This window comes from Streptomyces acidiscabies, from assembly GCF_020010905.1.
Classification (GTDB): Bacteria; Actinomycetota; Actinomycetes; order Streptomycetales; family Streptomycetaceae; genus Streptomyces; species Streptomyces acidiscabies.
On sequence record NZ_JAGJBY010000001.1, the window covers coordinates 2892840 to 2915861 of the forward strand.

The 23022-nt window shown below is 72.2% G+C and carries 27 protein-coding genes; 22 read left to right on the forward strand and 5 right to left on the reverse strand.

Translation table 11 applies throughout. From position 1 onward, the window contains the following. Positions 1–85 precede the first annotated feature (85 nt). Positions 86–736 (forward strand): DUF2567 domain-containing protein, encoded by a 651-nt coding sequence (locus J8M50_RS13525; RefSeq protein ID WP_075662849.1) that lies wholly within the window; start codon positions 86–88, stop codon positions 734–736. A 213-nt stretch (positions 737–949) separates the two neighbouring features. On the opposite strand, the gene ybaK is transcribed toward J8M50_RS13525, so the two are convergent. The 4 genes from ybaK to J8M50_RS13545 form a co-directional block, all read right to left on the reverse strand. Continuing rightward, positions 950–1447 (reverse strand): Cys-tRNA(Pro) deacylase, encoded by a 498-nt coding sequence (gene ybaK, locus J8M50_RS13530; RefSeq protein WP_010359748.1) that lies wholly within the window; start codon positions 1445–1447, stop codon positions 950–952. Positions 1448–1455: 8 nt separating this feature from the next. Next, a complete protein-coding gene (locus J8M50_RS13535; protein WP_010359746.1) occupies positions 1456–2193 on the reverse strand; it encodes an LON peptidase substrate-binding domain-containing protein in 738 nt (245 codons plus the stop codon). An 11-nt stretch (positions 2194–2204) separates the two neighbouring features. Beyond that, entirely contained in the window at positions 2205–3236 is a 1032-nt protein-coding gene (locus tag J8M50_RS13540) for a hypothetical protein (protein WP_059047740.1), read from the reverse strand. 183 nt (positions 3237–3419) lie between these two features. Further along, complete coding sequence (locus tag J8M50_RS13545; protein WP_029184226.1) at positions 3420–4994, reverse strand: oxidoreductase; 1575 nt, start codon at positions 4992–4994, stop codon at positions 3420–3422. A 203-nt stretch (positions 4995–5197) separates the two neighbouring features. Here J8M50_RS13545 and hisD point away from each other — a divergent pair, with 203 nt between their 5' ends. The 10 genes from hisD to J8M50_RS13595 all read left to right on the forward strand — a co-directional run bounded on the left by hisD (position 5198) and on the right by J8M50_RS13595 (position 13071). After that, positions 5198–6523 (forward strand): histidinol dehydrogenase, encoded by a 1326-nt coding sequence (hisD, locus tag J8M50_RS13550; protein WP_010356503.1) that lies wholly within the window; start codon positions 5198–5200, stop codon positions 6521–6523. Next, positions 6520–7629, forward strand: a complete 1110-nt coding sequence (locus J8M50_RS13555; RefSeq protein WP_010356504.1) for a histidinol-phosphate transaminase — start codon at positions 6520–6522, stop codon at positions 7627–7629. The genes hisD and J8M50_RS13555 overlap by 4 nt, the downstream gene beginning before the upstream one ends. Beyond that, on the forward strand, positions 7626–8219 hold the full coding sequence (gene hisB, locus J8M50_RS13560; protein ID WP_010356505.1) for an imidazoleglycerol-phosphate dehydratase HisB: 594 nt from the start codon (positions 7626–7628) through the stop codon (positions 8217–8219). The genes J8M50_RS13555 and hisB overlap by 4 nt, the downstream gene beginning before the upstream one ends. Continuing rightward, a complete protein-coding gene (locus J8M50_RS13565) occupies positions 8216–8380 on the forward strand; it encodes a CG2302 family histidine operon protein (RefSeq protein ID WP_010356506.1) in 165 nt (54 codons plus the stop codon). The genes hisB and J8M50_RS13565 overlap by 4 nt, the downstream gene beginning before the upstream one ends. Then, a complete protein-coding gene (hisH, locus tag J8M50_RS13570; protein ID WP_029184227.1) occupies positions 8371–9021 on the forward strand; it encodes an imidazole glycerol phosphate synthase subunit HisH in 651 nt (216 codons plus the stop codon). Before J8M50_RS13565 ends, hisH begins: the two co-directional genes overlap by 10 nt. Continuing rightward, complete coding sequence (priA, locus tag J8M50_RS13575) at positions 9018–9743, forward strand: bifunctional 1-(5-phosphoribosyl)-5-((5-phosphoribosylamino)methylideneamino)imidazole-4-carboxamide isomerase/phosphoribosylanthranilate isomerase PriA (protein ID WP_010356508.1); 726 nt, start codon at positions 9018–9020, stop codon at positions 9741–9743. Before hisH ends, priA begins: the two co-directional genes overlap by 4 nt. Next, positions 9740–10135, forward strand: a complete 396-nt coding sequence (locus J8M50_RS13580) for a RidA family protein (protein ID WP_010356509.1) — start codon at positions 9740–9742, stop codon at positions 10133–10135. The genes priA and J8M50_RS13580 overlap by 4 nt, the downstream gene beginning before the upstream one ends. After that, a complete protein-coding gene (hisF, locus tag J8M50_RS13585; RefSeq protein WP_010356510.1) occupies positions 10132–10887 on the forward strand; it encodes an imidazole glycerol phosphate synthase subunit HisF in 756 nt (251 codons plus the stop codon). Before J8M50_RS13580 ends, hisF begins: the two co-directional genes overlap by 4 nt. 124 nt (positions 10888–11011) lie before the next feature. Continuing rightward, a complete protein-coding gene (locus tag J8M50_RS13590; protein WP_029184228.1) occupies positions 11012–11602 on the forward strand; it encodes a winged helix-turn-helix domain-containing protein in 591 nt (196 codons plus the stop codon). An 8-nt stretch (positions 11603–11610) separates the two neighbouring features. After that, complete coding sequence (locus J8M50_RS13595) at positions 11611–13071, forward strand: MFS transporter (RefSeq protein WP_010356512.1); 1461 nt, start codon at positions 11611–11613, stop codon at positions 13069–13071. A 400-nt stretch (positions 13072–13471) separates the two neighbouring features. Here the strand turns inward: J8M50_RS13595 and J8M50_RS13600 are convergent, their stop codons facing one another. After that, the gene (locus J8M50_RS13600; RefSeq protein WP_010356513.1) at positions 13472–14107 is read right to left on the reverse strand and encodes a TIGR03085 family metal-binding protein; all 636 of its coding nucleotides are present in this window, start codon (positions 14105–14107) and stop codon (positions 13472–13474) included. Positions 14108–14190: 83 nt separating this feature from the next. Between J8M50_RS13600 and hisI the strand changes: the two genes are divergently transcribed. The 11 genes from hisI (at position 14191) to lgt (ending at position 23008) form a co-directional block, all read left to right on the forward strand. Beyond that, positions 14191–14571 (forward strand): phosphoribosyl-AMP cyclohydrolase, encoded by a 381-nt coding sequence (hisI, locus tag J8M50_RS13605; protein WP_010356514.1) that lies wholly within the window; start codon positions 14191–14193, stop codon positions 14569–14571. A gap of 11 nt (positions 14572–14582) precedes the next feature. Beyond that, positions 14583–16076, forward strand: coding sequence for an anthranilate synthase component I (locus J8M50_RS13610; RefSeq protein ID WP_010356515.1), 1494 nt, complete (start codon positions 14583–14585; stop codon positions 16074–16076). 70 nt (positions 16077–16146) lie between these two features. Then, positions 16147–16785 (forward strand): TIGR02234 family membrane protein, encoded by a 639-nt coding sequence (locus J8M50_RS13615; RefSeq protein WP_029184230.1) that lies wholly within the window; start codon positions 16147–16149, stop codon positions 16783–16785. Between the two features lie 123 nt (positions 16786–16908). Then, positions 16909–17160, forward strand: coding sequence for an HGxxPAAW family protein (locus tag J8M50_RS13620; protein ID WP_010356517.1), 252 nt, complete (start codon positions 16909–16911; stop codon positions 17158–17160). Between the two features lie 115 nt (positions 17161–17275). Continuing rightward, positions 17276–17713 (forward strand): DUF2752 domain-containing protein, encoded by a 438-nt coding sequence (locus J8M50_RS13625; RefSeq protein ID WP_010356518.1) that lies wholly within the window; start codon positions 17276–17278, stop codon positions 17711–17713. Positions 17714–17849: 136 nt separating this feature from the next. After that, positions 17850–18659 carry an indole-3-glycerol phosphate synthase TrpC gene (trpC, locus tag J8M50_RS13630; protein WP_010356520.1) on the forward strand — a complete coding sequence of 270 codons (810 nt, stop codon included), beginning with the start codon at positions 17850–17852 and terminating at the stop codon, positions 18657–18659. A gap of 21 nt (positions 18660–18680) precedes the next feature. Further along, entirely contained in the window at positions 18681–18878 is a 198-nt protein-coding gene (gene trpM, locus J8M50_RS50070; protein ID WP_075662911.1) for a tryptophan biosynthesis modulator TrpM, read from the forward strand. A 60-nt stretch (positions 18879–18938) separates the two neighbouring features. After that, positions 18939–20186 carry a tryptophan synthase subunit beta gene (trpB, locus tag J8M50_RS13635; protein WP_010356521.1) on the forward strand — a complete coding sequence of 416 codons (1248 nt, stop codon included), beginning with the start codon at positions 18939–18941 and terminating at the stop codon, positions 20184–20186. Then, positions 20183–21001: a tryptophan synthase subunit alpha gene (gene trpA, locus J8M50_RS13640; RefSeq protein ID WP_010356522.1), complete on the forward strand. Its 819-nt coding sequence runs from the start codon at positions 20183–20185 to the stop codon at positions 20999–21001. Before trpB ends, trpA begins: the two co-directional genes overlap by 4 nt. A gap of 127 nt (positions 21002–21128) precedes the next feature. Further along, positions 21129–21902: a DsbA family protein gene (locus J8M50_RS13645; protein ID WP_029184232.1), complete on the forward strand. Its 774-nt coding sequence runs from the start codon at positions 21129–21131 to the stop codon at positions 21900–21902. A 134-nt stretch (positions 21903–22036) separates the two neighbouring features. Further along, positions 22037–23008, forward strand: a complete 972-nt coding sequence (gene lgt, locus J8M50_RS13650; RefSeq protein ID WP_010356524.1) for a prolipoprotein diacylglyceryl transferase — start codon at positions 22037–22039, stop codon at positions 23006–23008. The last annotated feature ends 14 nt before the right edge of the window (positions 23009–23022 follow it).

The following is a 23022-nucleotide window of genomic DNA, read 5'->3' on the forward strand; positions in this document are numbered from 1 at the left end:
CCTTTGCCAGGGGGTTCCCGGTGCCGTGCGGCTCGGACCGGGCTCCGGTGGGGCGGGGCTCAGGCGGGCCTGGCACGATGGCAGGGTGACCGCTCCGTTGACTCCGCCTACGCCGCCGCACGAACCGTCCCCGCGGGGGGACTGGCCTCCGCCGCCTCCGGAGGGGTACGGGGAGGTGGTGGGCGTGAAGGACCGGGCCGAACTGCTGGCCGATCTCCGGGACGGGGCGCTGGTCGCCGTGGGGGTGACCGTGCTGGGCGTCGTGCTGGGGCTGCTGTGGCTCTGGCTGGCGCCGCGTGTGCCGCTCGTGGGGGACCAGTCCGACGGGAGCTGGGTCGTCTACCTCAAGGACTCCGAGGGCGAACAGGCCATCGGCGTCGACGGAACGTTCACGCTGCTCGCGCTGGCCTGCGGGGCGCTCAGCGCGGTCGGGGTCTTCCTGTGGCGCCGGCGGGGTGGCATCCCGCTCGTCGTCGGGCTGACCGTCGGGGGCGTGCTGGCCTCGGTCGTCGCGTGGAAGCTGGGCACCTGGCTCGGGCCGAGCTCCGACGTCATCGCCCACGCGAAGAGCGCGGGCAAGGGGGTGACGTTCTCGGCGCCGCTGAAGCTGGGGGCCGAGGGGGCGTTGATGGTGTGGTCCATCGGGGGGCTGCTGGTGCATCTGGGGCTGACGGCGTTGTTCGGGCCGCGGGATCCGGAAGTGTACGAATACCCGTATCTGTCGCCGCCGGTGTAGGGGGCGTTCGGGTGGGGGTCGCTGTTTTTTGTCTCCCACGGCCCGCGCCGCGACACACCCGGCGCGGGCGCGAGGATCCCCGCCCGCGCCGTGAGCCCTATGCCGGGCGCCTCCCGTGGTTCGCGCGTCGTTTCTTGGTGCGCCACTTTCGTTTCCGTGTGCGTTTCGACATGCCTTCTCTGCTTAACGGAGAGGGGGCGGCGCGTCGAGGGGTCACGTACGTCCGATGGGGGCCAGGACCGCTTCGGTGAGGTTGGCGAGGTCGCCGGGGGAGAGTTCGACCTCCAGGCCCCGGCGGCCGGCGGAGACGCAGATGGTGGCGTGGGCGTCGGCCGAGGCGTCCAGCACCGTCGGGAGTCGCTTGCGCTGGCCCAGGGGGGAGATGCCGCCCCGGACGTACCCCGTGGTGCGTTCGGCCAGGGCCGGGTCCGCCATGGCCGCCTTCTTGCCGCCCACGGCCGTCGCCAGCGCCTTCAGGTCGAGGGTTCCGGCCACCGGGACCACCGCGACGGTCAGAGCCCCGTCGACGTCCGCCACCAGCGTCTTGAACACCCGCTCCGGCGACACCCCCATCGCCTCGGCGGCCTCCTCGCCGTACGAGGGGTGCGCGGGGTCGTGGTCGTAGGAGTGGACCGTGTACGGCACCCCCGCCGCCGTCAGCGCGACGGTCGCCGGCGTTCCACCGGCCTGTTTCTTCGGCTTCTTCGCCACCGGGGTCCTCAGTTCAGGCTCGTGGGGCCGCGCGTCAGGTCGGACGCGGGCAGGGAGGGCAGGCCGCGCAGGATCGCCGTCTCGGCGCGCAGGAGCTTCAGCTCGTCCCGCAGCCGGGACGCGAAGTCCGGTGCCTGGAGGAGCCGTTGCTTGGTCGGCGTGTCGAGCATCATCGTCGCGGCGACGAGGTACGACACGACGCCGGGCTCGTCGGGGAGGTCACCGGAGAGGACGGACAGCTCCCGGGCGCCGGCGAGCCGTTTCTGGTACTGGCGGAAGGCCCGCAGGACGACTTCGGCGAGCGCCTGCGCCTCCTCGCCGCGCTCCTCGGACAGCTCCTCCACCTCGGCTGTGAGGTACGGCCCCGACGCGTCGACGGACAGCAGCCGCACCCGGGTCGTACCGGTCGCCAGTACCTCGAACGTGCCGTCGCCCCGCTCCCGGACGGTCGCCGCGTCGGCGATGCACCCCACGGAGTGGAACGCCTTGAGCGGGTCGGGGCCGAACCCGGCGAGGGGTCCGCGCCGCAGCTGTGCGGTCGGGTCGGGCATGCCCCGGTCCGCGGGCGCGACCTCGTGGCCGTCGCGGATGGCGACGACGGCGAACCGGCGCGGCTCGTCCTCCGGTGTCTTGAGCAGGGAGCGCATCATCGCGCGATAGCGCTCCTCGAAGACGTTCAGCGGCAGCACGAGCCCGGGGAACAGCACCGAGTTCAGGGGGAAGAGCGGCAGACGGACGGTGGTCACGGTGCGGAAGCCTAATGCTCCGCGCCGGTCGGATGTCCGTCGTGGCCGCTCCACGGGTGGACCGGGCGGCCGTGGAGGAGGTCCTCGCGGGCGGCGAGGAAGTGGCCGAGGGGGTCGTCGGAGAAGCGGTTCCAGGGGAACGAGGTGACGTACGGGCCCACCAGCCGCAGTTGGACGAGCGCGTCCTCGCGCCGCCCGAGCCGGTCCAGGACGTAGACGAGGCCGTTGCGGATCTCGGCCGCGCGCGAGTCGCCGGGACCGAGCCGGGCCGACAGGACGATCGCCCGGTCGGCCGCCGAGTGGAGCCGCTCGCGCGCCACGTGGGGTCCGCAGCCGTCGGTCAGGTACGAGAACGCGACGAGCGCCGGCAGCGACTGCACGAGGGAGTCGGCGGGGGCGTCCTGCGCGGCGCGGTCGGCGAAGTCGAAGCCCTCGACGTGCGAGCCGTGCCAGGAGGCGCCCAGGTAGCGCAGCGCGGACACGTGGCACCCGAAGTGGTGGGGCGAGCGGCGGACGGCCGCCTCCCACAGCTCGCCGAAGTACTTGTGCCCGGCGTGCGCCCCGCGCGCGTGGTCGAGGGCGATGCGCCACGGCACCGGGTCGCGGTCCCAGGCCTGCGCCGCCGCCGTGATCAGCGGGCTCACCTCGCGCAGCAGCTCCTCGCGCGCGGGGGAGCGCCAGGCGCGGCCGACCGCGAGCTGGGCGGCGACCAGCAGGACGTCCGGATCGCGGGGCGCGCTAGCCCGCCACACCTCGAACCAATCGGGCCGCGCCTGCGCGAACGCCGCGAGGCGCTTGACGTACCGGTCGCGGGCCTCCCAGTCGCGCCGTACACGGGTGCGCGCGAGGAGTCCGGCCGCCGGTCTGTGCTCGCCGCGCCCGGCCGCGACCAGCGCGGGGCCGAGGAGGTCGTCGGGGACGTCGAGCAGCATCTCGTCGTCGGCCGGCAGTCCGGTGACGGCGAGGGGCGGCGCGGCCTTCGGGGCTTTCGGCGCGCGGGCCGGGCGGATGAACGGGGGCAGCAGAGCCATGGTGTCGACCATTGAAAAACGCTGGTCGGCGACGCGCCAGAGGTAAAGCGCAACCCATGGAAAGTTGTACGCCCAGAGGTCAAGGGAAGGTAAAAGGTTACCGTTCAGTCGCCACGCTACGGGCACAGCGTGCGGTTTCCGTGGCTGTGGGGCCGCCCTGCGTGCGGGTTCCGTGGGGGTTGCGGCGCGCATGTTTCAGTCCCTCCGCAGCAGCCGGGTCGCGCCCGCCGCCACCGTCGTCGCCAGGATCCAGCCCAGCAGGATCATCACGGCCGCCGCCCACTGCCAGGCCCCGTCGAGCCGCCACTGCCCGGCCTGCCCGAGGTCGATCACCGGCAGGAGGAGGTCCAGGGCGAACAGGACCGGGTCCCAGGACGGGCTGCTCCCGCCCGTGGGGTGGTGCGGGGCGTGGCCGAAGGCGACCGACCCCGCCGCCCACAGCACCCCCATCCACACCGCTGCCCGGCCCGGCCGGTACCCGTAGGCGACCGTCCAGTCCTGCGCGTACCCCCAGAACTTCGCGCCCGGCGGGAGCGTCTCGCGGCGTCTGCGCTGCTTGGCGAGCAGGACCTCGCGCGCGTCCTCGTCCTCCCCGCCCGCCCGCAGGACCCCCGCGAGGCGCTCGTACGGCTCCGGCGCGTACTCCGCGGTCGCCGCAGCGACCCACTCCAGGCGCGCGGCCAGCGGGAACGGGCCGACCGGGATCAGGTTGTCGTACGTGAACCCGGCCATGTGCAGGCGGCCGGGGCCCGGCCAGGCCGTCGCGCGGTCGATCAGGTTGACGACCCGCGCGCCCGACAGGGCGACCGTGCCGTGCGCCGGGCGCTGGCCGAGGAAGCGCAGCTCCGACGCGTGCACCCGGCGCAGGGACAGCTCCTGGTCGTCCGTGAGGGTGAAGCGCGCGGACTGGAGGTCCACGGCGTCCCCGAACCGCCCGTCGTCCAGCCGCAGGCCGCCCCGGCACTCGAAGCGCTGGACGCGGATGCCCCGCGCGGGTGTCACCCCGGTCGTCTGCGGACCGCCTGCCGCCGCCGGTGTCAGGTACAGCGAGCGCTCGACGGTGAGCTGCGGGGCGTTGAGCGCGAACCGGCCCAGCGGGTCGGCGAGGCGCGCTCCGCGCAGGCTCAGCGACACCCCGACCTTGGCGCCGCGCAGGCTCAGCTCGCCGTAGGACTCCAGGAGGTCCGCCTGGACGTCCTGGCCGACCGTCATCCCGTCGGCGACGACGGAGCGCCCGCTGCGGTCGCGGTGCACCACCGCCTGGCTGAGCAGCAGGTCCGTCCCTATGTGCGCGTCGGTCAGGCGGATGCCCTCGGGGAAGCGGCTGCGCGGGAGGTGCAGGTCCCCTTCCGTGTGCACCCGGGCCGCCTCCAGGCGGGGGACCGCGCAGTCCACGAGGCGCAGCGTCGTGAACCGGGCCTCCGGGAGCAGCACCTCCCGGTCGAACCGGCAGCCGCGCAGTTCCACGTACGGCAGGACCCGGCCGCCGGACAGGTCCAGCGTGCCGCTGATGCGGACGCCGACCAGCTTCAGCGACGACACCCGGCCCGTCAGCGCCGGCGGGCCGTCCAGCAGGAGCCAGGCCACCACCCTGGCCCGCACCGTCCGCCCCTCGCCCCAGGGGTGGCCGCCGTGCGGGTCGTCCACCTCCGGGTTGCCGCAGCTCAGGTCGTACACCCCGCCGTCCCGGAACGCCTGCCACAGTCCCGCCTCGACCGCCGTCAGGTCTCCCGGGAGGTCCCTGACCTGCGCTCCGGCCCCCTCGATCACCACTGCCCCTCCTTCCTCGTACATCTGTTCTCCTCGCACCTGTTCTGCCCGCTCCGTGAGGCTTTGAACACTGAACGTGACATCGATCTTCGAAAGTTCCCAACCTGTCCGAATTCATTGCCACGTTGCGTGACGGGGAGGTTCTGTATCAGCCATTGATACGCGCGGACGGCCCCGGAACCGGGTCTGCGAGAATTGGTTTCGTGATCTCGCGAATCGATCTGCGCGGCGATGCCCTCCCCGAAGGGCCCGCCCTGCGCGACCTGCTGCCCCGAGCCGACTTCGATGTCGCGGCTGCCCTGGAGAAGGTGCGGCCCATCTGCGAGGCCGTGCATCATCGGGGCGACGCGGCGCTGATCGACTTCGCCGAGAAGTTCGACGGTGTACGGCTCACGTCCGTGCGCGTCCCGGCCGAGGCGCTCACGAAGGCGCTGGACGGCCTCGACCCCGCCGTCCGCGCGGCCCTGGAGGAGTCGATCCGGCGCGCCCGCCTCGTCCACCGCGCGCAGCGCCGTGCGACGCACACGACCCAGGTCGTGCCCGGCGGGTCCGTGACCGAGAAGTGGGTGCCCGTCGACCGGGTCGGGCTGTACGCGCCCGGCGGGCGGTCCGTGTACCCGTCCTCCGTGATCATGAACGTCGTGCCCGCGCAGGAGGCCGGCGTCGAGTCCATCGCCCTCGCCTCCCCGGCGCAGGCCGACTTCGACGGCCTGCCGCACCCGACGATCCTCGCCGCGTGCGCGCTGCTCGGCGTCGACGAGGTGTACGCGGCCGGCGGCGCCACGGCCGTCGCGATGTTCGCGTACGGCACCGAGTCCTGCCCGCCCGCGAACATGGTCACCGGACCCGGCAACATCTGGGTCGCCGCAGCCAAGCGCTACTTCACCGGCCGGATCGGCATCGACGCCGAGGCCGGGCCGACCGAGATCGCGGTCCTCGCGGACGCGACCGCCGACCCGGTGCACGTCGCCGCCGACCTGATCAGCCAGGCCGAGCACGACCCGCTCGCCGCCGCCGTCCTGGTCACCGACTCCGCCGAACTCGCGGACGCCGTCGAGAAGGAACTGATCCCGCAGGTCGCCGCCAGCAAGCACATCGACGACCGCATCGCCCCCGCGCTCGCGGGCCGGCAGTCCGCGATCGTCCTCGTCGACGGCATCGAGGAGGGCCTGCGGGTGGTCGACGCGTACGGCGCCGAGCACCTGGAGATCCAGACCGCGGACGCTTTGGAAGTCGCCAACCGAGTGCGCAACGCGGGCGCGGTCTTCGTCGGCCCCTGGGCGCCTGTCTCCCTGGGCGACTACGCGGCCGGCTCCAACCACGTCCTGCCCACCGGAGGGTGCGCCTGCCACTCCTCCGGCCTGTCCGTGCAGTCGTTCCTGCGCGGCATCCACATCGTCGACTACACGCGCGAGGCGCTCGCCGACGTCGCCCACCACGTGGTCACGCTCGCGGAGGCCGAGGACCTCCCGGCGCACGGCGCGGCGATCAAGGCCCGGTTCGGGTGGAAGGTGCCTGAGAGCAAGTGACATTCGGAATCGACGACCTCCCCGTACGGGACGAGCTGCGCGGCAAGTCCCCCTACGGAGCGCCCCAACTGGACGTCCCCGTACGGCTGAACACGAACGAGAACCCCTACCAGCTCCCCGAGGAACTGGTCGAGCGGATCGCCGAGCGCGTGCGCGAGGCCGCCCGCGACCTCAACCGCTACCCCGACCGGGACGCCGTGGAGCTGCGCACGCAGCTCGCGAAGTACCTGACGGACACCACCGGGTACGAGGTCGCGCTCGCCAACGTGTGGGCCGCCAACGGGTCCAACGAGGTCATCCAGCAGCTGTTGCAGACCTTCGGCGGACCCGGCCGCAGCGCGATCGGGTTCGAGCCGTCGTACTCGATGCACGGCCTCATCGCGCGCGGGACGGGCACCGAGTGGATCTCGGGCCCCCGCAAGGACGACTTCACGATCGACGTCGACGACGCCACGCGCGCGATCGCCGAGCACCGCCCGGACGTCGTCTTCGTGACGACCCCCAACAACCCCACCGGCAACGCCGTCCCGCGCGAGACCGTCCTTGCGCTGTACGAGGCCGCGCAGGCCGCGAAGCCGTCCATGGTCGTCGTCGACGAGGCGTACATCGAGTTCAGCCACGGCGACTCGCTGCTGCCCCTCCTGGCGGGCCGGCCCAACCTGGTCGTCTCCCGGACGATGTCCAAGGCGTTCGGCGCGGCGGGTCTGCGTCTCGGCTACCTCGCCGCGCACCCGGCGGTCGTCGACGCCGTACAGCTCGTCCGGCTTCCCTACCACCTCTCCGCGGTCACCCAGGCGACCGCGCTGGCCGCCCTGGAGCACACCGGGACGCTGCTGAAGTACGTCGAGCAGCTCAAGGCGGAGCGCGACCGGCTGGTCGGCGAGCTGCGGGCCATCGGCTACGAGGTGACCGAGTCCGACGCCAACTTCGTGCAGTTCGGCCGTTTCGACGACCCGCGCGTGGCGTGGCGATTCATCCTGGACCGCGGCGTCCTGATCAGGGACAACGGGGTACCCGGGTTCCTCAGGGTGTCCGCCGGGACCCCCACCGAGAACGACGCGTTCCTCGACGCGGTCCGTGAACTCAAGAAGGAGCAGCGCGCATGAACCGCGTCGGCCGTACCGAACGCGCCACCAAGGAGACGTCCGTCCTGGTCGAGATCGACCTCGACGGGACGGGCAGAACCGAGATCTCCACGGGTGTCGGCTTCTACGACCACATGCTCGACCAGCTCGGCCGGCACGGTCTGTTCGACCTGACCGTGAAGACCGAGGGCGACCTGCACATCGACTCGCACCACACCATCGAGGACACCGCGCTCGCGCTGGGCGCCGCCTTCCGGCAGGCCCTCGGCGACAAGGTCGGCATCTACCGCTTCGGCAACTGCACGGTGCCCCTGGACGAGTCCCTCGCGCAGGTGACCGTCGACCTGTCCGGCCGCCCGTACCTCGTGCACACCGAGCCCGAGAAGATGGCGCCGATGATCGGCGAGTACGACACGACGATGACCCGGCACATCCTGGAGTCGTTCGTCGCGCAGGCGCAGATCGCGCTCCACGTGCACGTGCCGTACGGGCGCAACGCGCACCACATCGTCGAGTGCCAGTTCAAGGCCCTCGCGCGGGCGCTGCGCTACGCCAGCGAGCGCGACCCGCGCGCGGCGGGCATCCTTCCTTCCACGAAGGGCGCGCTGTGACCGGCCTGTCGACCATTCTGATCGTTCTCGGTCTGTTCCTGCTCGGCGGCATCTACTCCTTCGCCAAGCAGAAGATGCCGACGAGCCTGATCGTGCTCCTCTCGATCAGCGCCGCGCTGTGTCTGGTCGCGGGCGTCCTCAGGCTGGAGGTGTGGAATTGAGCGGCTCCCCGAAGAAGGTCGTCGTCTTCGACTACGGCTTCGGCAACGTCCGGTCCGCCGAACGCGCTCTCGCGCGCGTGGGCGCCGAGGTCGAGATAACGCGTGACTACGACAGGGCGATGAACGCCGACGGCCTCCTGGTGCCCGGTGTGGGCGCCTTCGCCGCCTGCATGAAGGGCCTCACGGCCGCGCGCGGTGACTGGATCGTCGGCCGGCGGCTGTCCGGCGGGCGCCCGGTGATGGGCATCTGCGTCGGCATGCAGATCCTCTTCGCGCGCGGCATCGAGCACGGCGTCGAGACCGAGGGCCTCGACGAGTGGCCGGGCACGGTCGAGCCCCTCAAGGCCGGCATCGTCCCGCACATGGGCTGGAACACCGTGGACGCCCCTCAGGGCTCCGAACTCTTCGCCGGGGTCGAACCGGACGCGCGCTTCTACTTCGTGCACTCCTACGGCGTCCAGGACTGGTCCCTGGAGGTCCGCAACGCGGCCATCAGGGCGCCCAAGGTCGCCTGGACGACCCACGGCACCCCGTTCGTCGCCGCCGTCGAGAACGGCGCCCTGTGGGCGACGCAGTTCCACCCCGAGAAGTCCGGCGACGCCGGAGCCCAGCTCCTCACCAACTGGATCGGAACACTGTGACCAAGCTCGAACTCCTTCCCGCCGTGGACGTCCGCGACGGCCAGGCCGTCCGTCTCGTGCACGGCGAGTCCGGGACCGAGACGTCCTACGGCTCCCCCCTGGAGGCCGCCCTCGCCTGGCAGCGCGCGGGCGCGGAGTGGCTGCACCTCGTCGACCTGGACGCCGCGTTCGGCACCGGCGACAACCGGGCGCTGATCGCCGAGGTCGCCGGCGCGATGGACATCAAGGTCGAGCTGTCCGGCGGCATCCGGGACGACGACACGCTGGCCGCCGCCCTCGCGACGGGCTGCACGCGCGTGAACCTCGGTACGGCCGCCCTGGAGACGCCGGAGTGGGTCGCCAAGGTCATCGCCGAGCACGGCGACAAGATCGCGGTCGGCCTCGACGTACGCGGCACCACCCTGCGCGGGCGCGGGTGGACGCGCGACGGCGGGGACCTGTACGAGACGCTGGAGCGGCTGAACGCCGAGGGCTGCGCGCGGTACGTCGTCACCGACATCGCCAAGGACGGCACCCTCCAGGGCCCCAACCTGGAGCTGCTGCGCGGCGTCTGTGCCGCCACCGACCGGCCTGTCGTCGCCTCCGGCGGCGTGTCGTCCCTCGACGACCTGCGCGCGATCGCGGAACTCGTCCCCCTCGGCGTCGAGGGCTCCATCGTCGGCAAGGCCCTGTACGCGAAGGCGTTCACGCTGGAAGAGGCGCTGGCGGCGGTGTCGTCGTGACGGCCGTACGGCGGGTGCAGAGCGGCAGCCCCTGGGAGGAGCCCTTCGGCTTCGCGCGCGCGGTCCAGGCGGGCGACCGGGTCGTCGTCGGCGGCACGACGTCGTTCAAGGGCGGCGTCCTGTACGGCGAGGGCGACCCGTACGAGCAGGCCAAGGTGGCGTTCGGGACGGCGCTCGCGGCCATCGCCGAGTTCGGCCTCGGGCCGGAAGCGGTCATCCGTACGCGCCTGTACCTCACGCACGCGCGGGACGTCGACGAGGTGGGACGCGCCCACAAGGAGATCTTCGACGCGGTGCGCCCGGTCAGCACGATCGTCGTCGTCACCGGGTTCGTCGACCCGCGCATCCTCGTCGAGGTCGAGCTGGAAGCGTTCTCGGGAGCCTCGTCATGACCCTCGCCGTACGCGTCATCCCCTGCCTGGACGTCGACAACGGGCGGGTCGTCAAGGGCGTCAACTTCCAGAACCTGCGCGACGCGGGCGACCCCGTCGAGATGGCCAAGGTGTACGACGCGGAGGGCGCCGACGAGCTGACGTTCCTCGACATCACCGCGTCCTCCGGGGACCGGGAGACCACCTACGACGTGGTGCGGCGCACCGCCGAGCAGGTGTTCATCCCGCTGACCGTCGGCGGTGGCGTGCGCGCGCCCGAGGACGTCGACAAGCTGCTGCGCGCGGGCGCGGACAAGGTGGGCGTCAACACGGCCGCCATCGCCCGTCCCGAGCTGATCCGGGAGATCGCCGAGCGGTTCGGGAGCCAGGTGCTCGTGCTGTCCGTGGACGCGCGGCGCACGGAGTCCGGGTCGTTCGAGGTCACCACGCACGGCGGGCGCCGGGGGACCGGCATCGACGCCGTCGAGTGGGCCCACCGGGCCGCCGAGCTGGGGGCCGGGGAGATCCTGCTCAACTCGATGGACGCGGACGGGACGAAGGACGGGTACGACATCGAGATGATCGAGGCTGTCCGCAAGCACGTGTCCGTGCCGTTGATCGCGTCCGGGGGTGCGGGGAAGCTGGGTGACTTCGCGCCGGCCGTGGGCGCTGGGGCGGATGCCGTGCTGGCCGCTTCGGTGTTCCACTTCGGGGATCTGCGGATCGGGGAAGTGAAGCAGGTGCTGCGGGAAGCGGGACACCCGGTTCGGTGAGCTTCTAGCGCGTTGGTGTAAGCCCCGTTCGCCTGGCGAGCGGGGCTTACTTGTGCGGTGATGCGAAAGAGAAGTTGCGCAAAATATGTTGCGCAACTTTCCTTTCGTATCTAGCCTGGTTCGCATGGCAAGCCAGGAGAGGGACCGGCGGATCACCGACGTGGGCACGCTCAAAGCGCTCGCGCACCCGTTGCGGTCCGCGTTGTACCGGGGGCTGACCGTCGCGCGCGTGGCGACCGCCTCGCAGCTCGCCGAGCAGGTCGACGAGGCCGTGTCCCTCGTCAGCTACCACCTGCGCAAGCTCGCCGAGCACGGGCTCATCGAGGAGGCCGAGCCGCAGAGCACGGACGGGCGCGAGCGGTGGTGGCAGCGGACCTCCGACGGACTGCGCATCCACGACGCGGACTTCCGCGACGCGCCCGAGGCCGCCGCCGCGCACACCGCCGCGAGCCGGCTGTTCTTCGAGCAGCGCGCCGACATGTACCGGCGCTTCCTCGACCAGCGCGCGCACTGGAGTGCCGAGTGGAACGCCGCGGTCGAGTCCTCCGAGTCCAACCTGCGGCTCACCGCGGCGGAGCTGTCCGAGCTGAACCGGGAGGTGCTGGCCCTGTTGCAGCGCTACGACGAGCGGGGGCGGGCCGCCGAGGCCGCCGGTGACACCGAGGGGCGGGAGAACGTGCAGATCCATACGTACGCCTTCCCGTTCCGGTTCTGAGCGTCGTCGTGCGCGCGCGTGGTGCTCATCGGGATCCCAACGTCCTGCGCTGGCTCGCCGGGTTCACCCTCTCCGGGGTCGGCGACAACGTGTACTACATCGCCCTCTCCTGGGCCGCCGTCCAGTCCGGGACGCCCGTCCAGGCGGGGCTCGTGACCGTCGCGGGGGCACTGCCCCGGGCCGTGCTGATGCTGGGCGGGGGTGTGCTGGCCGATCGGTACGGGGCTCGGCGGGTCGTCCTGGGCAGTACGGGGGTGCGGTGTGCGCTCGTGCTGTCTGCGGCTGTGCTGCTGTTCTTCGCGAGCCCCGGGCTCTGGGTCCTCGGCGCGGTCGCCGTCCTCTTCGGGGTCGTCGACGCCGCGTTCCTGCCCGCTGCGGGGGCCCTGCCGGCCCTCATAGCCCCGCCGGGGGAGTTCGGAAGGGTGCAGGGGCTCCGGGGGCTCTCCACACGCCTGGCGAACGTTCTGGGCGGGCCGCTGGGCGGGGTGGGGGTCGCGTTGGGGGGTACGGCCGGGGCGTTCGGGGCGGCGGCGTTGCTGATCGGGGTGTCGTGGCCGGTGTTGGGGGCGGTTCGGGTTCGGGCGGGGGTGGAGGCGGATCCGCGTGGGCGGGTGGGGTCGAGGGACACGGTTTCCGTGCGGGGTGGGGTGGCTGCGGGGAGTGATGCGTCCGCGCGAGGCCGGACGGCTTCGGGGGGTGTGGTTCCCGCGCGGGGTGGGGGCGGGGGTGCGGGGTGGCCTGAAAGGGGACGTGGGTGGCGTGTCTGGCGGCGTGAGGAGGCGTGGGCCGGCAGTTGGGGTGCCCGGTGGCGTGGGCAGGCGTGGGCCGGGGGGTCAGGTGCGTGGGGTGACTGGCGGCGTGGTGTGGTCGGGGAGCTTGTCGACGGTGTGCGGTACGTGCGGCGGGATCGGGTGCTCTCCGCGCTGGTGCTCGCCATCACGCTCAGCGATCTGGGGTTCGTGGGGCCTATGAACCTCGGGCTGACGCTGCTTGCCGGGGAGCGGGGGTGGGGGGCCTCCGGGCTGGGGCTCGTGCTCGCCGGGTTCGGTGTCGGGGCCGGGGCGGCGTCGCTGCTGCTCGCCTGGCGGGGGCGTGTTCCGCGCGCGGGGTTGGTCCTCGCGGGCGCCACGGTCGGCGGCGCCCTCGCCATCGCCGCCCTCGCGCGCGTGCCGTCCGTCGCCGGGGCGGTCGCCGTCGCCCTGTGCGTCGGGCTGCTCGCCGGTCTCGGCGGCGCCCTCGCCGGAACGCTGGTCCAGTCCCGCGCGGGCGCGGCGTACATCGGCCGCGTCACCGCCGTATCGACCCTCATCGGCTACGGCGTAGCCCCGCTGACCTTCCCGGTCGTCGGCTGGGCGGTCTCCCTGTGGGGCACCGGCCCGGTCTTCACGGCGTGCGCGACGCTGAACGGGCTCAGCGCGGTGGTGGTGCTGGGGGTGCGGGGGCTGCGGCGGGCGGAGCTGCCGGGGTGAGGGACGGGGCGTCTCTCCGCCGTGGCTGCTCGCTCCGGCGTTCGTCGTGAGCGCGCGGGGTGGCACCCTCCTCGGACTCCAGGACGAGTCAGACGTACCGGTTCGTCCCGCGCGCGGGACGGCGCCTCCGGGTACGGAGGGCCCAGCTACAGCCGCCGCCTTCGTCCCACGCGCGCGGGGACAGGCCCCGCGACCACCACGGTCACCGGACGGCGAACCGCTTCGCTCCACGCGCGGGGACGGGCCGAAGGTGACGCCGGACTCGACGGTCGCGTTCAGGTTTCGATCCACGCGCGCGGGGACGGGCCCGAGGGCGCGGACCACGGGCTGTCCGGCCGCTTCGTCCCACGCGCGCGAGGTCGCGCGGCGAAGAGTGCCCCGCGTTGCCAGCGTGGCCCCCTCAGATGCCCAGTTGCTTGCCCGCCCGGAGTTTCTCGATTGCCTCCTTGTCGCCCTCCAGGTCCACCTGGGCCGTGGACTGGCGGCCGAAGACGAACATCAGGAGTTCGGCGGGGTCGGCGGTGGCGGTTACTACCGGGGTGCCGCGGTGGGCTACTGCTGTGCGGCCGTCGGGGCGGCGGAGGACCAGGCCCGTGGGGGAGGAGCGGGCCATCAGGCGGGCGGTGCGTTCCAGGCGGGACCAGAGGGCGTCCTGGAAGACGGGGTCCAGGGGGCGGGGGGTCCAGTCGGGCTGGGCCCGGCGGATGTCTTCCGTGTGGATGTAGAACTCCACCGTGTTGGCCGCCTCGTCCAGCTGCTTCAGGGCGAAGGGGGAGAAGCGCGGGGGGCCCGTGCGGATCAGGGCGATCAGGTCCTCGTACGGCTTCGCCCTGTACTCGTCCATCACCTTCTCCAGGCGGGACGCCAGTTGCTTGATCAGGGTCCCGCCCGCCGCGTCGGGACGGCGTTCGCGCACCACCACGTGCGCCGCGAGATCCCGGGTCCGCCAGCCCTCGCAGAGCGTCGGGGCGTCCGGACCGGAGGTCTCCAAGAGGTCGGCGAGGAGGAGCCGTTCACGCTTGGCGAAGGTCGACATGCCGCCAGCCTACGACCGCCGCGGACGTCCGCACAGTGGACGCCGGACCGTCACTGTCAGTGGCAGGCGGCACAATGGCAGGCATGACCAGCACGACCGGCAACCCCCGGCCCAGCAGCCTCGATCCCGAGATCGCGGCCCGCCTCAAGCGCAGCCCCGACGGCCTCGTACCCGCGATCGCCCAGCAGCACGACACCGGCGAGGTGCTGATGCTGGGCTGGATGGACGACGAGGCGCTGCACAGGACGCTGACGACCGGCAGGTGCACGTACTGGTCGCGCAGCCGCGGCGAGTATTGGGTCAAGGGCGACACGTCCGGGCACGTCCAGTGGGTGAAGTCGGTCGCCCTGGACTGCGACGCGGACACGCTGCTCGTGAAGGTCGACCAGGTCGGCGCCGCCTGCCACACGGGCGCGCGCACCTGCTTCGACGAGGATGTGCTCCCGATCGCCTCGGGTCAGTAGGGTCGGCCGCCATGGACCTCGACACGTTCCGCAAGCTGGCCGTCGACCGGCGGGTCATCCCGGTCACCCGCAAGCTCCTCGCCGACGGCGACACCCCGGTCGCGCTCTACCGCAAGCTCGCCGCCGAGCGCACCGGCACGTTCCTGCTGGAGTCCGCGGAGAACGGCCGGACGGCGTATCAATGGTCTCGCTACTCCTTCGTAGGCGTCCGCAGCGCAGCCACCCTCACCGCGCGCGACGGCCAGGCGCACTGGCTCGGCACACCGCCCGTGGGCGTCCCCGTCGACGGCGACCCCCTCGCGGCCCTCAGGGCGACGATCGAGACGCTGCACACGCCCCACGCGCAGGACCTCCCGCCGTTCACCGGCGGCATGGTCGGCTATCTCGGGTACGACATCGTCCGCCGCCTGGAGAAGATCGGGCCCGGCGGGCGCGACGACCTCCGGCTCCCCGAGCTGACCATGCTCCTCACCAGCGACCTCGCGGTGATGGACCACTGGGAGGGCTCGGTCCTGCTGATCGCCAACGCGATCAACCACAACGACCTCGACACGGGCGTCGACGAGGCGTACGCGGACGCGGTCGCGCGGCTCGACGCGATGGAGGCGGACCTCTCGCGCGCGGTCGCCCAGCCGCCCGCCGTCCTGCCGCCCTCCGAGCTTCCCGAGTACACCGCCCTGTGGGGCGGGCCCGACTTCATGGACGCCGTCGAGGACATCAAGGAGCGCATCCGCGCGGGCGAGGCGTTCCAGGTCGTGCCCTCGCAGCGGTTCGAGACGCCGTGCACGGCCAGCGCGCTCGACGTGTACCGGGTGCTCAGGGCGACCAACCCGTCGCCGTACATGTACCTCTTCCGGTTCGACGGGTTCGACGTCGTCGGGTCGTCCCCCGAGGCCCTCGTCAAGGTCGAGGACGGGCGCGCGATGGTCCACCCCATCGCCGGGACCCGGCACCGGGGGGCGACCCCGCAGGAGGACCAGGCCCTCGCGGACGAGCTGCTCGCCGACCCCAAGGAGCGCGCCGAGCACCTGATGCTCGTCGACCTCGGCCGCAACGACCTGGGGCGCGTGTGCGAGCCGGGTTCCGTGGAGGTCGTCGACTTCATGTCCGTCGAGCGGTACTCCCACGTGATGCACATCGTGTCCACCGTCACCGGGCGTGTCGCGCCCGGCCGTACCGCCTTCGACGTCCTCACGGCCTGCTTCCCCGCCGGCACCCTCTCCGGCGCGCCGAAGCCCCGCGCGATGCAGATCATCGACGAACTGGAACCGTCCCGGCGCGGGCTGTACGGCGGCTGCGTCGGCTACCTCGACTTCGCGGGCGACTCCGACACGGCGATCGCCATCCGCACGGCCCTGCTGCGCGACGGCACCGCGTACGTCCAGGCGGGCGCGGGCATCGTCGCCGACTCCGACCCGGTCGCGGAGGACCAGGAGTGCCGCAACAAGGCGGCGGCGGTGCTGCGGGCGGTCCACACGGCCAACCGGCTCGGGGGAAGCGCCTGACACGCCCGGCAGAGCCTTCCTGCGCCGGAAATGAACCCCGGGTGACGGAACGCCCGGGGTTCAGGCGATAGTGGGGTACGTGACTGCTGTGCCTCAACCCCGCCCCGGAGCCGGAGCCGCGAACTCCGGACGTCGTAGCCTCGCCCTCGCCCTGCTCAGCGGGGCGCTGGGGGCGGCTGTCGCGCTGCTGGCCACCCGGCAGCGCTGGTCGGAGGGGACCGCGTCCGTCGCGGGTGGCGCCTTCCGGCTCACCGCGAAGGGCAGCGACGTCACGGGCGTGCCCGCGGCGCTCGCGATAGTGGGCCTCGCCGCGCTCGTCGCCGTCTTCGCCGTCCGCAGGGCCGGGCGCCTCGCCGTGTCCGCCGTTCTCGCGCTCTCCGGCGCCGGAACCCTGTTCGCCGCGCTCTCCGGCGCGGACGACAGCTCCGCGCTCGACGAGCAGGCCGCGAAGGCGTCCGGCGACACGTCCGCGACGGTCGCCGCGCTCTCCCACACGGCCTGGCCGTACGTCGCCGCCGCCGGTGGCGCCCTGCTCCTCCTCGCCGGGCTCCTCGCCCTGCGCTACGGCCGTCTGTGGCCCGGGATGTCGGGGCGGTACGAGCGGGACGGCGCGCCTCGGCCCCGCCGTACCGCCAAACCGGCCGACCCGGACCGGCCGGAGGACATGTGGAAGGCGCTGGACCGGGGCGAGGACCCCACGGGGGCGTAGCGTTCGCCGGGGCCGCACGCACCCGCGCGCGGGACACCCCGGCGTCCCGCGCGCGGGTGCGTGCGGGACAATGTGAGTGAGCGTCCGGGTCGGGCGCCACATGGACAGCATGAGGAGCAAGTCATGGCGGGCAGCAGCCACGGTCACACTTTGGCGGCTTGGACCGGTGCAACGATCTGTTTCATCGGGTTCTGCGTCGCGGGCGCGTTCATGGTGATGGCGGAGCCGCTGGGTTTCTGGGCCGGCATGGTGATCTCGGTCCTCGGCGGTGCCGTCGGCCTGGTCATGAAGGGCATGGGCCTCGGCCAGCCGAAGGGCTTCCGCGACCTCCCCGACCACATCACCTACGGCACCCCGGCCAAGGCCGAGAGCTGAGCCGCCTTTCCGCGCGAGACTTCCGAGGGCGGTTCCGGACACCGACAGGGTGCGCCGGAGCCGCCCTCGCGCGTGCGCGGGTGCTTTCCCCGCCCCCGCGGGCACAATGCGAGACATGACGACCGACAGCACCGAGGCCCCGGTGAAACCTTCCTCCGGCGTGTTCGCGCGTCTCGCCGTCCCCGCGGGGATCATGGCGGCCGTCGTGGGGGCGTTCGGGTACGTCGCGACCGTCGACCCCAATGAGCCGGGGCACTATCCCGTCTGCCCGCTGTTCCAGCTCACCGGCGTGTACTGCCCCGGCTGCGGCGGTCTGCGCAGTGCGCACGCCTTCGCGCACGGGGACTTCCTGGGCGCGCTCCAGGACAACGCCGCCGCCGTACTCGCCTATCTGGGGTTCGCCGTCGTGTGGACTGTCTGGGTGGTCCGTGCGGCGCGGGGGCGGCCCGCGCGCGTGGTGCTCGGGAACGCGCACCTGTGGGCGATCGGCGCGTTCCTGCTGGTCTTCACGGTTGTCCGGAACCTGCCGGTCGCTGGCTGGCTACGGCCTTGATCATCGGGGGAACGTCCAGGTAGTGGGACCGGCGTCGGCCTGATGCGAGGCTCGCGCGGTACGGCGGATACCATCGCTGCCAAGGAATTGTCACCACCCGGAACCATCCGGAACCACTCGGAAGGGGGCCGCTCGCGTGAGTGTGCTCGACGAGATCATCGACGGAGTCCGTGCCGACCTCGCGGAGCGGCAGGCGCGCGTCAGCCTCGACGAGCTGAAGGAGCGCGTGGCCAAGGCTCCGGCGGCCAAGGACGGCGTCGCCGCCCTCAAGGGTGACGGCGTCAAGGTGATCTGCGAGGTCAAGCGCTCCAGCCCCTCCAAGGGCGCGCTGGCCGCGATCGCCGACCCGGCGGGCCTCGCCGCCGACTACGAGGCGGGCGGCGCCGCCGCGATCTCCGTCCTCACCGAACAGCGCCGCTTCGGCGGCTCGCTGGCCGACCTCGACGCCGTACGCGCGCGCGTGGACATCCCCGTCCTGCGCAAGGACTTCATCGTCACGTCGTACCAGCTGTGGGAGGCGCGCGCGCACGGCGCTGACATCGCGCTGCTGATCGTCGCCGCCCTCGACCAGCCCGCGCTGGAGTCCCTGGTCGAGCGCGCCGAGTCGATCGGCCTCACCGCGCTCGTCGAGGTCCACGAGGAGGACGAGGTCGAGCGCGCGGTCGCCGCGGGCGCGAAGGTCATCGGCGTCAACGCGCGCAACCTCAAGACCCTTGAGGTGGACCGCACCACGTTCGAGCGCGTCGCCCCCGAGATCCCCGGCCACATCGTCAAGATCGCCGAGTCCGGCGTCCGGGGCCCGCACGACCTCATCGCGTACGCCAACGCGGGCGCCGACGCCGTACTCGTCGGCGAGTCCCTCGTCACCGGCAAGGACCCGAAGACGGCGGTCGCGGACCTGGTCGCGGCGGGCGAGCACCCGGCGATCCGCAACAGCCGCGGTTGATCACCCGTTAGGCTTACGGCGATGACTCCGACTCCGGCCACCCAGGAAGGGCACGCCCGCCTCGCGCGCGGGTGCCGTCCTCGGGGCTGCCGCGCGCCCGCGCGCAAGGTGCACGGCCGGAGGGTCAGGTACGTCATCGGGGACGAACCCGGTCAGGTGAACGGCATGCGATGGCAGCGGCGCCCTGTTCTCAGGGGCGCGGGGTCGTGCGTGTCGTAAGTCCCCGTACCCCACGGCGAATTGATGCTTCTCCCAACCAACTCACCGTGAGGTTTCCGCATGCCTAGCGAGTTCTTCATTCCCGACCCCGAGGGTCAAGTCCCCACCGCCGAGGGGTACTTCGGCGACTTCGGCGGCAAGTTCATCCCGGAGGCGCTCGTCGCCGCCGTGGACGAAGTCGCCGTCGAGTACGACAAGGCCAAGCACGACCCCGAGTTCGCCCGCGAACTGGACGATCTGCTGGTCAACTACACCGGCCGCCCCAGCTCCCTCACCGAGGTGCCCCGCTTCGCGGAGCACGCGGGCGGCGTGCGGATGTTCCTCAAGCGCGAGGATCTCAACCACACCGGCTCCCACAAGATCAACAACGTCCTCGGCCAGGCCCTGCTCACCAAGCGCATGGGCAAGACCAGGGTCATCGCGGAGACCGGCGCGGGCCAGCACGGCGTCGCGACGGCCACCGCGTGCGCGCTGTTCGGCCTCGACTGCACGATCTACATGGGCGAGATCGACACCCAGCGCCAGGCGCTGAACGTCGCGCGCATGCGCATGCTCGGCGCCGAGGTCATCGCCGTGAAGTCCGGCAGCCGCACGCTGAAGGACGCGATCAACGAGGCGTTCCGCGACTGGGTCGCCAACGTCGACCGCACGCACTACCTGTTCGGCACGGTCGCGGGCCCGCACCCGTTCCCGGCGATGGTCCGCGACTTCCACCGCGTGATCGGCGTCGAGGCGCGCCGCCAGATCCTGGAGCGCGCGGGCCGCCTCCCCGACGCGGCGATCGCCTGCGTCGGCGGCGGCTCCAACGCGATCGGCCTGTTCCACGCCTTCATCCCCGACAGCGACGTACGCCTCATCGGCTGCGAACCCGCAGGTCACGGCGTGGAGACGGGCGAGCACGCAGCGACCCTGACGGCCGGTGAGCCCGGCATCCTGCACGGCTCGCGGTCGTACGTCCTCCAGGACGACGAGGGGCAGATCACCGAGCCGTACTCGATCTCGGCGGGTCTGGACTACCCCGGCATCGGCCCGGAGCACGCGTACCTCAAGGACAGCGGTCGCGGCGAGTACCGCGCGGTCACCGACGACGCGGCGATGCAGGCCCTGCGCCTCCTGTCGCGCACCGAGGGCATCATCCCGGCCATCGAGTCCGCGCACGCGCTCGCGGGCGCGCTGGAGGTCGGCAAGGAACTGGGCAAGGACGGCCTGATCGTCGTCAACCTGTCCGGGCGCGGCGACAAGGACATGGACACGGCGGCGCGCTACTTCGGCCTGTACGACGGTTCGACCGAGGGGGACTCCAAGTGAGCGGCAACATCCAGCTGTTGAGCGACACCCTCGCCGCCGCGAAGGCCGAGAACCGGTCCGCTCTCATCGCCTACCTCCCGGCCGGTTTCCCGACCGTGGACGGCGGCATCGACGCGATCAAGGCCGTCTTCGACGGCGGCGCGGACGTCGTCGAGGTCGGGCTCCCGCACAGTGACCCGGTGCTTGACGGGCCGGTCATCCAGACCGCCGACGACATCGCCCTGCGCGGGGGCGTACGGATCGCGGACGTCATGCGGACGGTCCGTGAGGCGTACGAGGCGACCGGCAAGCCGGTGCTCGTCATGACGTACTGGAACCCCATCGACCGCTACGGCGTCGAGCGGTTCACCGCCGAGCTGGCCGAGGCCGGTGGCGCGGGCTGCATCCTGCCCGACCTGCCCGTCCAGGAGGCCGGGCTGTGGAGGGAGCACGCGGCCAAGCACGGGCTCGCGACGGTCTTCGTGGTCGCGCCGAGCAGCAAGGACGCGCGCCTCGCGGAGATCACGGCGGCCGGCAGCGGGTTCGTGTACGCCGCTTCGCTGATGGGCGTGACCGGTACGCGCGCGTCGGTCGGCGCGCAGGCGCAGGACCTGGTCGAGCGGACCCGGGCGACCCGGGACGACCTGCCGGTCTGCGTCGGGCTCGGGGTGTCCAACGCCGAGCAGGCCGCCGAGGTGGCCGTCTTCGCTGACGGCGTGATCGTCGGGTCGGCGTTCGTGAAGCGGATGCTGGACGCGCCGGACGCCGCGGCCGGGATCGAGGCCGTGCGGGAGCTGGCGGCCGATCTGGCGAAGGGTGTGCGCCGGTCGGCGTAGCGCTGGAGATGCCCGGTAAAGCAACATTTGGGGCTTCTGTTCGGGCGTAACGGGTGAATCGGTCACTCGATCGAGTGGTCCTGGGACGGGGGAGGCGCACTGCGTCTCCCCCGTTCGTTTGCGGGGTGTGAGCGAGAAGAATCGAGTGGGAAAGCTGTCGGCGCGGGAGCGGCTGGCGGTCGAGCGTGAGAAGCAGCGGGCCGCCGACAAGCGGCGCAAGGTGCTGATCGTCGGGGCGAGTATCGTCGCCGTGCTGGGGGTCGCGGCGGGCATCGGGGTCGTCGCGGCGAACGCGGGCAAGGACAGCGGGAGCGGCGCGGGGCCGGTCGTCGCGCCGGCCGGGGCCAACGGGAAGGACGCGCTGGCCATCCCCGTCGGCAAGGAGAGCGCCAGGTCGACGCTGACGGTGTGGGAGGACTTCCGGTGCCCGGCCTGCAAGTCATTCGAGACGGCGTACCGCTCGGTGATCCATGAGCTGACCGGCGCGGGGAAGCTCAAGGTCGAGTACCACCTGGCCACCCTCATCGACGGGAACCTGAAGGGGACCGGGTCCCGGAAGGCGGCCAACGCGGCGGCCTGCGCGCAGGACGTCGGGAAGTTCCCGGCGTACCACGACGTGCTGTACGAGAACCAGCCGCAGGAGACCGACGACGCGTACGCCAAGGAGGCGAAGCTCGTCGAACTGGCCGGGAAGGTCGAGGGGCTCGACACGCCCGCCTTCCGGACGTGCGTCGAGAACGGGACGCACAACGCGTGGGTGAAGAAGTCCGCAGCCGCGTTCAGCAGCGGGGGGTTCGGGGGGACGCCGACCGTGCTGTTCAACGGGAAGAACATCTACCAGGACCAGTCGATGACACCGGCCAAGCTGAAGAAGATGGTGGAGGAGGCCGACAAGGGGTGAGGGCGACAGGGGTTCGGGGCGGCCGGTCGACAGGGGACCGACAGGTGTTCCCCCGTGTTTGACCGGCCCGTTATGCAGCCGTTGCCGGGCCGCCCGTCGTCGGTCCGGTCCGGCAAGGTAGCGTCGACCCTGCCATGGAACTTGCCTACATTCCCAGCCCGTCGCGCGGGGTCATCCACCTCGGACCCATTCCGCTGCGCGGCTACGCGTTCTGCATCATCATCGGCGTCTTCGTCGCGGTCTGGCTCGGCAACAAGCGGTGGCTTGCGCGGGGCGGCCGGGCCGGGACCATCGCCGACATCGCCGTCTGGGCGGTGCCGTTCGGTCTCGTCGGGGGGCGGCTCTACCACGTCATCACCGACTACGAGCTGTACTTCAGCGAGGGCCGGGACTGGGTCGACGCCTTCAAGGTCTGGGAGGGTGGCCTCGGGATCTGGGGGGCCATCGCGCTCGGGGCGCTCGGGGCGTGGATCGGGTGCCGGCGCCGGGGGATCCCGATGCCGGCGTACGCGGACGCGGTGGCGCCGGGCATCGCGCTCGCGCAGGCCATCGGGCGCTGGGGGAACTGGTTCAACCAGGAGCTGTACGGGAAGGCGACCGACCTTCCCTGGGCCCTGCACATCACGTCCTCCGCGGACGGTCGTGTGCCGGGGTACTACCACCCGACCTTCCTGTACGAGTCCCTCTGGTGCGTCGGCGTCGCGTTCCTCGTCATCTGGGCCGACCGGCGGTTCACGCTCGGGCACGGGCGGGCGTTCGCGCTCTATGTCGCCGCGTACTGTGTCGGCCGGTTCTGGACCGAGTACCTCCGCGTCGACGACGCGCACCACATCCTGGGGCTGCGCCTCAACAACTGGACCGCGCTGCTGGTCTTCCTGCTCGCGGTCGTGTACCTGGTGATCTCGGCGAAGAAGAAGCCCGGCCGGGAAGAGGTTGTGGAGCCCGGCGCGCTGGAGGAGAAGGCCGAGGCGGAGGCTGCGGCTTCCGTTTCCGGGGAGGCGGCGTCGGAGAAGGCTGCCGAGGACGACAAGGCTGCTGAGGACGACAAGGCCGGCGAGGCTGAGAAGGCTGACACCGGGAGCGAGTCGGCGAGCAAGAAGAGCTAGCCGGTTCTCTACGA